Annotated in this window: 11 protein-coding genes; 8 read left to right on the top strand and 3 right to left on the bottom strand. The window is 72.1% G+C overall.

All coding sequences use genetic code 11. The features are described 5' to 3' along the window. Window positions 1-4 precede the first annotated feature (4 nt). Window positions 5-715 carry a DUF4142 domain-containing protein gene (locus tag HAV40_RS27230; RefSeq protein WP_166386150.1) on the bottom strand — a complete coding sequence of 237 codons (711 nt, stop codon included), beginning with the start codon at window positions 713-715 and terminating at the stop codon, window positions 5-7. 291 nt (window positions 716-1,006) lie between these two features. Here HAV40_RS27230 and HAV40_RS27225 point away from each other — a divergent pair, with 291 nt between their 5' ends. The 3 genes from HAV40_RS27225 (at window position 1,007) to HAV40_RS27215 (ending at window position 4,016) form a co-directional block, all read left to right on the top strand. After that, window positions 1,007-1,996, top strand: coding sequence for a ferric reductase-like transmembrane domain-containing protein (locus HAV40_RS27225; RefSeq protein WP_166386148.1), 990 nt, complete (start codon window positions 1,007-1,009; stop codon window positions 1,994-1,996). Between the two features lie 79 nt (window positions 1,997-2,075). Beyond that, window positions 2,076-3,338 (top strand): NAD(P)/FAD-dependent oxidoreductase, encoded by a 1,263-nt coding sequence (locus HAV40_RS27220; protein ID WP_166386146.1) that lies wholly within the window; start codon window positions 2,076-2,078, stop codon window positions 3,336-3,338. Window positions 3,339-3,359: 21 nt separating this feature from the next. Beyond that, entirely contained in the window at window positions 3,360-4,016 is a 657-nt protein-coding gene (locus tag HAV40_RS27215) for a COG4315 family predicted lipoprotein (RefSeq protein ID WP_166386144.1), read from the top strand. Between the two features lie 126 nt (window positions 4,017-4,142). On the opposite strand, the gene HAV40_RS27210 is transcribed toward HAV40_RS27215, so the two are convergent. Beyond that, window positions 4,143-5,531: a carbohydrate-binding protein gene (locus tag HAV40_RS27210; RefSeq protein ID WP_166386142.1), complete on the bottom strand. Its 1,389-nt coding sequence runs from the start codon at window positions 5,529-5,531 to the stop codon at window positions 4,143-4,145. 226 nt (window positions 5,532-5,757) lie between these two features. On the opposite strand from HAV40_RS27210, the gene HAV40_RS27205 reads away from it, so the two are divergent. Then, window positions 5,758-6,981 carry a deoxyguanosinetriphosphate triphosphohydrolase gene (locus HAV40_RS27205; RefSeq protein ID WP_166386140.1) on the top strand — a complete coding sequence of 408 codons (1,224 nt, stop codon included), beginning with the start codon at window positions 5,758-5,760 and terminating at the stop codon, window positions 6,979-6,981. Between the two features lie 144 nt (window positions 6,982-7,125). On the opposite strand, the gene HAV40_RS27200 is transcribed toward HAV40_RS27205, so the two are convergent. Then, the gene (locus HAV40_RS27200; protein WP_166386138.1) at window positions 7,126-7,833 is read right to left on the bottom strand and encodes a hypothetical protein; all 708 of its coding nucleotides are present in this window, start codon (window positions 7,831-7,833) and stop codon (window positions 7,126-7,128) included. A gap of 55 nt (window positions 7,834-7,888) precedes the next feature. Between HAV40_RS27200 and dnaG the strand changes: the two genes are divergently transcribed. The 4 genes from dnaG (at window position 7,889) to HAV40_RS27180 (ending at window position 12,421) form a co-directional block, all read left to right on the top strand. Continuing rightward, a complete protein-coding gene (dnaG, locus tag HAV40_RS27195; protein ID WP_166386136.1) occupies window positions 7,889-9,733 on the top strand; it encodes a DNA primase in 1,845 nt (614 codons plus the stop codon). Then, window positions 9,733-10,251 carry a hypothetical protein gene (locus HAV40_RS27190; RefSeq protein WP_166386134.1) on the top strand — a complete coding sequence of 173 codons (519 nt, stop codon included), beginning with the start codon at window positions 9,733-9,735 and terminating at the stop codon, window positions 10,249-10,251. The genes dnaG and HAV40_RS27190 overlap by 1 nt, the downstream gene beginning before the upstream one ends. A 500-nt stretch (window positions 10,252-10,751) precedes the next feature. Continuing rightward, on the top strand, window positions 10,752-11,666 hold the full coding sequence (locus HAV40_RS27185; RefSeq protein ID WP_166386414.1) for an ABC transporter ATP-binding protein: 915 nt from the start codon (window positions 10,752-10,754) through the stop codon (window positions 11,664-11,666). Beyond that, window positions 11,666-12,421, top strand: a complete 756-nt coding sequence (locus HAV40_RS27180) for an ABC transporter permease (protein ID WP_166386132.1) — start codon at window positions 11,666-11,668, stop codon at window positions 12,419-12,421. The genes HAV40_RS27185 and HAV40_RS27180 overlap by 1 nt, the downstream gene beginning before the upstream one ends.

The raw sequence follows: 12,421 nt of genomic DNA, 5'->3' as shown, positions 1-12,421 counted from the left end.
CGGGTCAGCGGGGGTGTCGGATGCGGGCCGCGGTGACCGCACCCGCGGCCAGGGCGGCCGCCAGGATCAGCCAGATCAGCGGGGCGGGCGGGCCGCCGGTGCGCCGGGCCGCGGCCGGGGCGGGGGTCGGCGGCGCGGGCAGGGCGGAGTAGTCGACCAGCCCGGTGCTCTCCAGCAGCGTCATGTGCCGCATCACGATGGTCACGGCCTGCTGGGCGAACTCGCGGATCATCTCGTTGCGGGTGCCCGCACGGACCGCCGCCACCACGCTGAAGACCTTGCCGTGGGCGACGCGCAGGCGGGCGGCGAAGGCGTTGTCCCACGGCTCGCCGCGCAGCCCGTTCAGTTCGTCGAGCCAGCTCTGCTGCTCGGCGTTGGGCCGGTCGGGCAGCGGCACCCCCAGTCGGTCGGCGACCTTGAGCACCTCGGCGTCCAGCGCGATGTGCTCGGAACTGATGTGGTGGCCGACCTCCTTGACCTTCTCGCTGCGGGCACGGTCCTGGGCCTGCTTACCGGCGGGCGCCTCCCAGAGACCGGCGAGGCGTACGCGGACCAGCAGGTCCCGGTCGGCGGGCCCGAGCGGGCCGAACTCGGTGACGGTCCAGCCCGCGTCCGGCTCCTCGGCATGGGCGGCCGGCGGCGGGGTGAGCGCCACCGTGACGGCGAGCGCCGCGACCGCCGCGACGGCAGCGGCCCGAGCCTGGCGAATGTCCATCCGACGCCTTTCCGTGTTCGCCCGAATACAGCTTCGACTGTCTATTGGCAGCGACAGGAGCCTATGCTCGGAGTCCGCTCGGCAGTCAATCCCCGACAGCTTTGTTAAGCCGTTATTAGGGTCCGCATAGGACGTACCTAAAAAAGTGTGCCCTGTTCGCACACCGAGTCCGCGATGTGGCCGCAGGCATTGACATTGTGTCGCGCGAGGTTGAAAGTGTCGTCCCAAAGGGATCGCAGAACTTATTCGCGATGCCATTGTCGCTTATTCGAGCAGAGTAGCGGGACGGTTATGGAGAGTGCGCATGTCATCGCCGCCACGGTGGGATTCACGTCGTTCGGGCTGCTGTGGCTGGCGGTGCTCGGCGGCGTCGCGTTGCGCAACGGATGGGGGCTGAGCCGGATCCGCCGGCCCGTCGCGTACGCCGCCCATCAGGGCATCGCGCTGATCGGGCTGACCCTCGGCCTGGTGCACGGGATCGCGCAGCTCGCCGTGCCGAACGGCACCATCAGCGTGGTCGAGGTCATCGTGCCGTTCGTGGACGCCGACGACCCGATCGGCGTCGGCGCGGGCGTGCTGGGCCTGGAACTGGTGCTGGCGGGCGCGATCTCGATCGTGATCCAGCGCAGGCTCGGCTTCAGTCGGTGGCGCGCCGTGCACATGGCCACCTACGTCGGGTTCTCGCTGGTCTCGGCGCACGTGCTGATCTCCGGCACGGACACCGGCCCGGCCTGGGTCTGGGGGCCGGTCTACACCGCCTGGCTGGCGACGGTCGCCCTGTGGTTCACCACCTGGCCGCGCCGCAACCGCCGGGTCGAGTCCGACAGCGTGCTGTCCGTCATGCGGCCCGACCCGCAGCGCGACAGCCTGGTCGTCGACGTGGACCCGGTGAAGTGCGCCCGCTTCGGCTTCTGCGAGCAGGAGGCGCCCGCCGTGTTCAGCCTGCGCGGCGACGGGCGGCTCGACTACACCGCGGCCCCGCCCGCGTACCGCCTGGACGAGGTGGTCCGCGCGGTCGAGGTGTGCCCGGCCCGCGCCATCAGCGTGCGCCGCCCCGCCGGGTCCCCGCCGACCGTGCCCTCGCCGCCGGTGACTCCGCTCATCGTGCGCCAACGCGAGCGTGCCACCGCACCACCCGAGGACGACGCGGAGGAGCGCCGCCCCGCGTTCGAGCCGGCCACCGAGCTGGACGAGTTCCGGCAGCGGGCCCGCCACAGCCGGCCATCGCACCGCACCGCCCGTGACCGCTTCCACGTCGCCGACCTGACCAGCGAGGAGTAGCCGTGATGGAGCGGTCCGACGAACCTGACGAACGCGGAACCGGCCTCGACGGGCGCATCGTGTGGAACGAGGAGCAGGCATGAGGCACCGGACGTCCGATCTGGACCGGATCGTCGTCGTGGGCGGCGGGCGGGCCGCCGTGGCGGCGGTCGAGGAGCTGGAGCGCCTGGGGTTCACCGGCGCGGTCACCGTGCTGGCGGGGGAGCCGCACTCGCCGTACCATCGCCCGGCCTGCTCGAAAGGGCTGCTCACCGGGCAGCGGCACGGCGACGTGCGGCTGTCCACCGCCGCGCCCGCGCGCTGGCTGACGGGCCGGGTCGCCGCCGAGCTCGACGCCAGGCGGCAGATCGTCTACGCGCAGACCGGCGAGATGTACGAGTACGACGCGCTGGTCGTCGCGACCGGTGCCAGCCCGGTCGTCCCGGACGGCTGGCCCGCCGGCGAGCCCGGCCTGCACTTCCTGCACGGCATCGACGACGCGCTGGGCCTGGCCGCCGACCTGCGCCGGGCGCGGCGGGTCGCCGTCGTCGGCGCCGGGCTCACCGGCTGCGAAGCCGCCCACGTGGTGCGCTCGATGGCCCGCGAATGCGTCATGATCGACTCGAACGCGCAGGTCATGACGCGTGCCGTCGGGTCCGTGACGGGCGGGCTGATCGCCGACACGATGCGGCACGAGGGCGTGCGCATGCGCCTCGGCCGCCGGGTCGGGCACCTGTCGCGCAGCCGCCGTGGCTGGCGGCTCGACCTCGACGACGGCTCGCACGTCGACGCCGACGTGGTCATCGCCACCCTCGGGGAGCGGCCCGACACCGGCTGGTTCACCGCCCGCCACGCCGACACCGGCGACGGCCTGCTCTGCGACGAGAGCCTGCGGGTGCAGGGCGTCGACCGGGTCGTCGCCGCCGGTGCGGTGGCCCGCTGGCCCAACGCCTGGTACGCCGACCAGCCCGGCCGTGTCGACCAGTGGATCGCCGCCATGGAACAGGGCCAGGCCGCGGCCCGCACGCTGCTGTCCGGCTCCCGCGCCGCCCCCGCCGCCGCCGTCCTGCCGCGTTACTGGTCCGACCTGTTCGGCCTGCGCATCCAGGTCATCGGCCGCCTCGACCAGGCCGAGGAGGTCGCCGTCAGCGAACTGCGCCCCGGCCGCCGCGACATCGCCCGCGGCGGCGTCCTCGCCGCCCACCGCCGGGGCGGGGTGACCACCGGCGTGGTCGCCGTCAACGCGCCCCGGCAGTTCACCACGCTCGCCCGCGCGATGCGGGAGGCGGGCGCCGCCGCCCGGCCGGTCGTGTCGCTGCCCGCCGTCGTCCCGAACCAGCGCCGCCTGAGCCTGGTCGGTTGAGCCGAGAGAAGGGAAGTCCCGATGCTACGAAAAGTTCGTGTCGTGCTCGCCGCCGCGCTGCTGGTGGTCCCCCTGGGGGCGATTACCGCCTGCGCGGGCCTGCGTGACGGCCCCGCGCCGGTCACCGCGCCCGCCCCGTCACCGCTCGGCCCGGCCGAGAACGAGCCCGCCGCCGAGATCGTCGCCGCCGCGGTCGGTATACCCACCGCCGAGCTGCGCGGCAAGAAGATCCCGAAGATGGGCGACGTGGTCACCGACGCGGCCGGTTTCGTGCTCTACCGGTTCGACAAGGACACCGCCGACCCGCCCGCCTCCCACTGCTCCGGTGACTGCGCCGCGGTCTGGCCGCCGGTGCTGGTCGACGAGAACCTGAAGCTGACCGGCCTGGACGCCAAGCTCGTCGGCACGATCGAGCGGGAGGACGGGGCCACCCAGGTCACCCTGGCCGGCTGGCCGCTCTACCGCTACCTCGGCGACAAGAAGGCCGGGCAGTGGAAGGGCCAGGCCGTCGGCGGCGTGTGGTTCGTGGTCGCGCCGACCGGCCGCAAGAACCTGACCTGCCTGCCGACCGCCACCCCGGTGCCGGTCAAGCCGCCCGGCGCGGACGCCTCACCGGACGCCCCGGCCTCACCCGCCGCGGCGGCCTCCCCGTCCGGCGACAGCGGCTACACGTACTGACGGCGCGAACACGTGCTCGTTTCGGGACGCTCGTGCGTCCCGAAACGAGCATGTGTCGGTGGAGGTTCACCGCGGGAGGGCCCGGCCGTTACCTGCCGGGCCCTCCCGGGACCACACCGGATCAGGTCAGCGGCGGAACCGGATCCAGTCGATGTTGACGAAGTCGTTGGGCTGCCCGCTGGAGAAGGTCAGGTAGACCGTGTGCGTGCCGGTCACCGTACCCACGTTCGCGGGAATCTCGCGCCAGCTCGTCCAGCCGCCCGTGTTGGCGATGGCGAAGCTGCCGATGGGCGCGTTGGACAGACTGTCGATACGCACCTCGACCAGCCCGCTGATGCCGCCCGCGGCACCCGAGGCGGCCCGGGTCACGAAGTCCAGCGGGCGCGGCGAACCGAAGTTCACCCCGTCGAAGCGCAGGTTGTCGCCGTTGCCGATGGCGCCGACGTAGTAGCCCTCGTAGATCGTGGTGCCGGACTGGGCGTTGCGGCTCTCGGCCTGGATGTTGGCGTACGCGTCGCGGTTGCCGGTCGGCGGCGGGCTGGCCGGCGGCGACGACGGCGGGGTGGTGCCGCCCGTGGTCTGGTAGACGGCCACGTAGTCGACGCGCATCGGCTGGCCCGACACGGTGCTGCCGGTCGGCGTCGCCGAACCGGCCACGCCGTTCGGGAACGCGCCGCCCATGGCCACGTTGAGCAGCAGGAAGTAACCGGCGTGCGAGGTCATCGCGCCCCAGTACGAGCCGACCTGGCTCTGGTTCACGGTGTGGAACAGCGTCCCGTCGACGTACCAGCGCAGCTGCTGGGCGTTCTCGTTGGTGCGGTCCCACTCGAACCGGTACGTGTGGAACGCCGACTGGCAGCTGCTGCCCGGACAGGCCCGGCTCGCGCCGATGCCGTTGAACTCGTTGCACGGCCCGCCGGGCGCGACGCCGCAGTGCAGCACGCCCCACACCGAGTTGATGCCGTTGACGTTCTCCATGATGTCGAACTCGCCGACACCCGGCCAGTTCTGGTAGTTGCCCCGGTAGGGAGCGCCGAGCGCCCAGAACGCGGGCCAGTAGCCGGCGGCCGCGGCCCCGGTCACGTTGGGCATCTGGATGCGGCCCTCGATGCGCAGGACGCGCCCCGCGGCGGGCTTGAAGTCGGTGCGGACCGTCTCGATGCGCGACGAGGTCCAGTTGTTGCCGCTCTTGATCGGCGTGATCAGCAGGTTGCCCGCGCCGTCCTGGCGGACGTTGTTCGTGCTGTTGGTGTACGTCTGGATCTCGCCGGTGCCCCACTGGGCGGGGCCGCCCGGGTAGGACGTGCCGGTGTCGATGATCCAGTTGCTGGACGAGGGCAGCGTGTTGTTCGCGCCGTTGAAGTCGTCGCTCCACACCAGCTGCCAGCCCGAGGGCGTGGACGGCAGCGAGGCGTGCGCGGGGATCGCGTTGACCGCGGCGACCGCCGCGGCGGTCAGTACGGCCAGGCCGGTGGCGAACGCCGCCGCGCGGCGTCCGGAGAATCGCGTGCTCATCAGGGCTTTCTCCTCCTGGGGAAGAGGGCGGACCGCACGCCGCGGGGCACGGCAGGCGGCGGACCGGGGACCGTGGAACGGTTGTGAGAGCGCTCTCTTGTCCCACCACTTAACGTCCCCGCAACATGAATGTCAATAACCATCGATGCCAACGTGGATGGTTCCGGTCGGCTGACGTTCACCGCGCGTGCGCGAGAAAGCGGGGGAGGGTCAGTAGTCTTGGTTGATGGTCGATCCCAGCGAGCGGTTCATCCCCGAGCCTTCGAAGGACACCGGCTTCGGCCGCAGCCCGTACGAGCGCGACCGGGCCCGGGTGCTGCATTCGGCCGGATTCCGGCGGCTGGCCGCCAAGACCCAGGTGCACACGGCGGGCAGCGGCGACTTCTTGCGTACGCGGTTGACGCACTCGCTGGAGGTCGCGCAGATCGCCCGCGAGACGGGCGCCCGGCTCGGCTGCGACGCCGATGTCGTCGACGTCGCCGGGCTGGCCCACGACCTGGGGCATCCGCCGTTCGGGCACAACGGCGAGGACGCGCTCGACGAGGTCAGCAGGGCCTGGGGCGGGTTCGAGGGCAATGCGCAGACGCTGCGGGTGCTGACCCGGCTGGAGGCCAAGGTGGAGGGCGCGGGGCTCAACCTGACCCGGGCCTCGCTGGACGCGACCTGCAAGTATCCCTGGCCACGCCGGGACGGCACCCGCAAGTTCGGGGTGTACGCCGACGACCGCCCCGTCTTCGACTGGGTGCGCCTGGGCGCGCCCGACGACGACCGGCGCTGCCTGGAGGCGCAGGTCATGGACTGGTCCGACGACGTGGCGTACTCGGTGCACGACGTCGAGGACGGCCTGTACTCCGGGTTCATCGAACTGCGGCCGCTGCTGCTCGACGCCGACGAGCGGGCCGCCCTGTGCGCGGACGTGGCCCAGGTCTACTCGTCGGAGTCCCCGGCGCTGCTGAACGAGGCGCTGATCGAGCTGCTGGCCGATCCCGTCGTCGCGCCGCTGGCCGGATACGACGGCTCCTTCAGGGCGCAGCAGGCGCTCAAACGCTGCACCAGCGTCCTGACCGGACGTTTCGTCGCCGCCGCCGTCGACGCGACCCGCGAGAAGTACGGCGACGGCCCGCTGCGCCGCTACGACGCCGACCTGATCGTGCCGCAGGCCGCCCGTATCCGCTGCGCCCTGCTCAAGGGCATCGCGCTGCGCTACGTGATGCGCCGCCGGGGCATGGAACCGTGGTACGCCCAGCAGCGTGAGATCCTCACCGACCTGGTCCGCCTCCTGGCCGACCGGGCCCCCGACGAGCTCGACCCCGTCTTCGCCCCTCTCTGGCGCGAAGCCCCCGACGACACCGCCCGCCGCCGCGTCGTCCTCGACCAGGTCGCCTCCCTGACCGACCCCGCCGCCCAATCCTGGCACCAGCACCTGACCGGCGGCTCCGCCTCGGCCTGACGCCGCTTCGCCTACCGCCGTTCCGCCTGACGCCGCTCCGCCTGCCGCCGGGACGTCGGCCGAGGCGAGCATGATCGCTGTTTCGGGTCAGAAGGTGCGGTCAGACCACAGATCTTGACCCGAAACAGCGATCACCGGTGGCGTTTACGGACCCTGGGGCGGGGTGGTCTGGCGCGGGATGCCGGGGAGGCGTGCGGCCACGAGCCGCTGGTTGGCGGTGAAGTTGGCGCGGACGGTGCGGCTGACCCACCACAGGTGGCCTACCGCGGCGACGGCGAACAGGGCCAGGGCGATGATGGTCACCGCCCAGCCGGGCAGCTTCCCGGCTGCGGCGAGCAGGCCGCCGCCCATCGCGAACAGGGCGCTGTTGACCAGGCCGATGGTGGCGGCCAGGCCGACCGCGTCGCGCAGCCGCCGGTGCGAGGAGCTCTTGGGGGGCGGGAACAGCCCGTCGTCGTCCAGGGTGGGCAGCAGCACGTACGGCGCGACGGCCGGGGCGCGGCTGAGCAGGTAGGTGCGCAGCGTCTGCTCGGCGAGGCCGTAGCGCTGCGAGGCGCCGGTGTAGCGCAGCTGGCGGGCGAAGACCGCCGGGCCCATCAGCAGCACCAGCGTGCCGAGTGCGGCCACCGCGCCGGTCTTGACGTTGTCGTCGATGCCGCTGCCGAGCAGGCCGGCCGAGACGGCGGCCACGGCGGTGGCGATGACCAGGAAGAAGTTGTAGCGGTTGTGGGCCTGGTCGCTGACCGCCCGGCGCATTTCGAGGATCTTCGTGTACTCGGCGAGCGCGACGGTGAGCTCGATGTCGTCGGCGGCGCGACGGGCCGCCTCGGGAGCGGGGGTGGGATGGGCCACGCTCGCACGGTATCGGCTGTGCGCCCGGGTGGTGTGCCCTGGCAGGATGTAGCGCATGGCCGGGGGTCGCATCCGTGATGAGGACATCGCGCTCGTACGCGAGCGCAGCTCGATCGTGGACGTGGCCGGTGAGCAGGTCACCCTGAAGAACGCGGGCGGTGGCAACCTCAAGGGGCTGTGCCCGTTCCACGACGAGAAGACGCCGTCGTTCACCGTTTCCCAGGCGCGCAACGTGTGGTTCTGTCACGGCTGCGGCGAGGGCGGCGACGTGATCAACTTCGTGCAGAAGATCGATCACCTGAGTTTCATCGAGTCCGTGGAGCGCCTGGCCGACCGGGCGGGCATCCAGCTGCGCCGGATCGAGGGCGGCCCGGCGGTCGATCGCCCGCAGCACGGGCAGCGCCAGCGCCTGGTCGCCGCGCACGCCGCGGCGCAGGCGTTCTACGCCGAGCAGCTGCTCACGCCGGGGGCGCGGGCGGCCCGGGAGTTCCTCGCCGAGCGCGGCTTCGACCGGGACGCCGCCCAGCGTTACGGCTGCGGGTTCGCCCCGGTGGAGTGGGATCTGCTGGTCAAGCACCTGCGCGGGCTCGGCTTCAGCCCGGCGGAGCTGGAGACGGCGGGCCTGGCCCGTGCCGCCCGGTCGGGCAGCCTGGTGGACCGGTTCCGCCGCCGCCTGCTGTGGCCGATCCGGGACGTGTCCGGCGACGTGATCGGCTTCGGGGCGCGCAAGCTGTTCGACGACGACGACGGCCCGAAGTACCTGAACACCCCCGAGACGCCGCTGTACAAGAAGTCGCACGTGCTCTACGGCATCGACCAGGCCAAGCGCGAGATCGCCAAGCAGGGCCGGGCCGTGATCGTCGAGGGGTACACCGACGTGATGGCCTGTCACCTGGCCGGGGTGACCACGGCCGTGGCGACGTGCGGCACCTCGTTCGGCACGGACCACATCGGGGTGCTGCGGCGGCTGCTGCTGGACACCGACGCGTACGCCGGAGAGATCATTTTCACCTTCGACGGCGACGCGGCAGGGCAGAAGGCGGCGCTGCGGGCGTTCGGCGACGACCAGCGGTTCGTCGGGCAGACGTTCATCGCGGTCAGCCCCGACGGCATGGACCCCTGCGAGCTGCGCCTGGCGCGCGGCGACCTGGCCGTGCGCGACCTGGTCGCCCGGCGCGAGCCGCTGATCGCGTTCGCGCTGCGCTCCACGCTGGCCCGCTACGACCTGGACACGGTCGAGGGCCGGGTGGCCGCGCTGCGGGCCACCGCACCCATGGTCTCCAAGATCAAAGACAGGTCACTGCTCACCGGGTACGCCCAGAAGCTAGCCGGTGACCTCGGCGTCGACGTCGACCAGGTGCGTACGGCGATCCGCAGCGCCGACGGCGCGAACGTGCCCGCGCCCCGGCCCGCCGCGACGGCCCCGGACAGCCCGCGCCTGGTCGTCGAGCGCGAGGCGCTGAAGCTCGCGATCCAGCAGCCGGTGCTCGCCGGGCCGGTCTTCGACGCGGTCGACGAGACCCTCTACGGCCACCCGCCGTACCGCGACATCCGGGCGGCCATCGCCGCGGCGGGCGGGGCCTGCGCCGGAGTCGCCGGAGCGGGCTGGGTCAACAGCGTGCGCGACGCGTGCACCGACCTGGCCGCGCAGATGCTGGTCATGGAACTGGCCGTCGAGCCGGTCCGCTACGACGGCGAGCCGGACTCGAGCTACCTGCACGTGATCCTGGCCCGGCTGCAGCTCGCCGGGCTCAACCAGCGCATCGGCGACGTCAAGTCGCGGCTGCAGCGGATCAACCCGGTGACCGAGTCCGACGAGTACCGGGCGCGTTTCACCGAACTCGTCGCCCTGGAGCAGCACTCCCGGGCGCTCAAGGAGAAGGCCGCCGGAGGGCTCTGATGAAGTTTCGACTGTTCGGCGGGCGGCGTGTGCTGCCCGTGGAGCGCCGTCCGCAGCTGTCCGCCGACGAACGGGTGCTGGCCTGGGCCGCCGCCGATGACGACACGGTCGTCGCGACCAACCTCGGGCTGTGGTGGGGCGAGCAGCGTACCGGCTGGCACCGCATCGACAAGGCGGTCTGGGACGGCGAGGCGCTGGTGGTCACCCCGGCCGAGATCGTCGCGGAGCGGGCAGGCTACGAGGTCGTCGCCGACGGCACCCCGATACGCCTGGAACTCACCGACCCGCACCACCTCCCGCACCAGGTGCGCCTGCGGGTGACCAGCTCGGTCCAGCAGCCGCAGCACCACGAGCTCCCCGGCGGCGGCGCCTGGATCTTCGCCCGCCGCGTCCCCGGCGTCGACGGCCTGTCCTGGACCGTCCGCTACGACCAGGGCACCGACGGCGATGACCCGGCCGTCGTAGCCGCCACCGACCAGCTCATCGCCGCCGCCCGAGGCGACCTCGGCGACCTCTGACCCGCCCACCCGCGCCACGGATCACCGACGCGGCCCCCACCCGCACCGCGCCTCACCGCGCGCCACGGCTTCGCCGCGCACCGCGCCCGGCACCGCGCACCAGGGCTTCGCCGCGCACCGCGCCCGGCACCGCGCACCAGGGCTTCGCCGCGCACCGCGCCCGGCACCGCGCGCCGTCGCCGCCCACCGCGCCGTCGGCCCCACCCCGTCGCGCCGCCCACCGCCTTCGCCGCCCACGGGCGGCGCGCTGTTCCAGCCGAAGGAAGGGCACCTTCTTAACGCCATGTGGTGCGGAAGGTGCCCTTCCAAACTCGCGAGGCGTGTAGATCACTGTTTCGGGTCGGAAAGTGCGGTCTGACCTCACATTTTGACCCGAAACGGCGATCATGGAGGGCGGCCCGAGCGCGGAGGCAGCCCGGGTGATCGATGAATCGGAAAAAGGCCGCGAGATTGTCGGGGCTCGGGGATAGGGTCGCCGCGTGAGTGACCAACGACCCCCGATGATCCGTGCCCGCGGCCTGGTCAAGCGGTTCGGCGACTTCACCGCGGTGGACGGCATCGATCTGGAGGTCGCGCCCGGCGAGGCGTTCGGCTTCCTGGGGCCCAACGGCGCGGGCAAGTCCTCCACCATGCGCATGATCGGCTGCGTGTCCACGCCGACCGCCGGTGAGCTGCGCATCCTGGACATGGACCCGGTGCGGGAGGGTCCGTCGATCCGGGCGAGGCTGGGCGTCTGCCCGCAGACCGACAACCTCGACCCCGACCTGACGGTCTTCGAGAACCTGACCACGTACGCGCGCTATTTCGGCATCCCGCGTGCCGAGGGCCGCCGCCGTGCCGCCGAGTTGCTGGAGTTCGTTCAGCTCACGGAGAAGTCGGGCAGCACCGTCGAGCCGCTGTCCGGTGGCATGAAGCGCCGCCTGTCCATCGCTCGCGCGATGATCAACGAGCCGGACCTGGTGCTGCTCGACGAGCCCACCACGGGCCTCGACCCGCAGGCCCGCCACCTGCTCTGGGAGCGGCTGTTCCGGCTCAAACAGCGCGGTGTCACCCTCGTGCTGACCACGCACTACATGGACGAGGCCGAGCAGCTCTGCGACCGCCTCGTCGTGATGGACGCCGGCAAGATCGTCGCCGAGGGCTCCCCGCGTCACCTGATCGAGACGTACTCCACCCGCGAGGTCGTCGAGCTGCGCTTCGGCGACGACGCACCGGCGACGTACGTGGAGAAGCTGGCGGGCATCGGCGAGCGCCTGGACCCGCTGCCGGACCGGCTGCTGCTCTACAGCGCCGACGGCGACGCGGCCGTGAACGAGGTGCACCGGCGCGGCTTCACCCCGTCCAGCGTGCTGGTGCGGCGCTCGACCCTGGAGGACGTGTTCCTGATCCTCACCGGCCGGACGCTGGTCGACTGATGGACGGCACGCTCGCGGTCTTCAACCGCGCCATCGTCTCGTACCGCAGGCTCTGGCAGGCCTCGGTCTTCTCGTCGTTCATCCTCCCGGTGCTGTTCGTGCTCAGCATCGGCATCGGCGTCGGCGGCTACATCAGCGGCGTCGACGGTGTCAGCTACCTGGACTGGATCGTGCCGGGCGTGCTCGCCTCGACCGCCTTCCAGATGGCGGTCGGGGAGTCGACGTTCCCGATCCTGGGCGACTTCAAGTGGGTCCGCGGCTTCCACGCGATGCGGGCCACGCCGGTGCGCATCGCCGACATGATCTCCGGATATCAGCTGTACATCATCTTCCGAGTGCTCATCGCCTCGGTGGTGTTCCTCGGGGTCAGCGCGCTGTTCGGGGCGATCCACTCGCCGTGGGTGGTGTTCACGCCGTTCGTGTGCGCGCTGCTCGGGGTCGCGGTGTCCGCGCCGACGTCGGCGTTCGCGGCGACGATCGAGAATGACAGCTACTTCGCGCTGCTGTTCCGGTTCCTGGTGATCCCGTCGACGCTGTTCGCCGGGGTGTTCTTCCCGGTGTCGCAGCTGCCGGCCCTGCTGCGGCCGCTGGCGTACGCGTCGCCGCTGTGGCATGCGGTGGAGCTGTGCCGGGCGGCCACGCTCGGCGTCGCGCCACCGTGGCCGGTCGCCGCGCACGTGGCCTACCTGCTGGCCTGGGCCGGGCTGGGTTACCTGCTGGCGCTGCGCGCCTTCCGCCGACGGCTCTCGGACTGA

The sequence above is a fragment of the Catellatospora methionotrophica genome (genome assembly GCF_011297335.1).
Classification (GTDB): Bacteria; Actinomycetota; Actinomycetes; order Mycobacteriales; family Micromonosporaceae; genus Catellatospora; species Catellatospora methionotrophica.
Note: the sequence above shows the minus strand (reverse complement) of the source record. Positions and strands in the feature narration are given on the sequence as shown.

Coding starts and splice junctions, on each gene's coding strand:
- HAV40_RS27230 (WP_166386150.1), bottom strand. CDS start 715: ATGGACATTCGCCAGGCTCGGGCCGCTGCCGTCGCGGCGGTCGCGGCG.
- HAV40_RS27225 (WP_166386148.1), top strand. CDS start 1,007: ATGGAGAGTGCGCATGTCATCGCCGCCACGGTGGGATTCACGTCGTTC.
- HAV40_RS27220 (WP_166386146.1), top strand. CDS start 2,076: ATGAGGCACCGGACGTCCGATCTGGACCGGATCGTCGTCGTGGGCGGC.
- HAV40_RS27215 (WP_166386144.1), top strand. CDS start 3,360: ATGCTACGAAAAGTTCGTGTCGTGCTCGCCGCCGCGCTGCTGGTGGTC.
- HAV40_RS27210 (WP_166386142.1), bottom strand. CDS start 5,531: ATGAGCACGCGATTCTCCGGACGCCGCGCGGCGGCGTTCGCCACCGGC.
- HAV40_RS27205 (WP_166386140.1), top strand. CDS start 5,758: ATGGTCGATCCCAGCGAGCGGTTCATCCCCGAGCCTTCGAAGGACACC.
- dnaG (WP_166386136.1), top strand. CDS start 7,889: ATGGCCGGGGGTCGCATCCGTGATGAGGACATCGCGCTCGTACGCGAG.
- HAV40_RS27190 (WP_166386134.1), top strand. CDS start 9,733: ATGAAGTTTCGACTGTTCGGCGGGCGGCGTGTGCTGCCCGTGGAGCGC.
- HAV40_RS27185 (WP_166386414.1), top strand. CDS start 10,752: ATGATCCGTGCCCGCGGCCTGGTCAAGCGGTTCGGCGACTTCACCGCG.
- HAV40_RS27180 (WP_166386132.1), top strand. CDS start 11,666: ATGGACGGCACGCTCGCGGTCTTCAACCGCGCCATCGTCTCGTACCGC.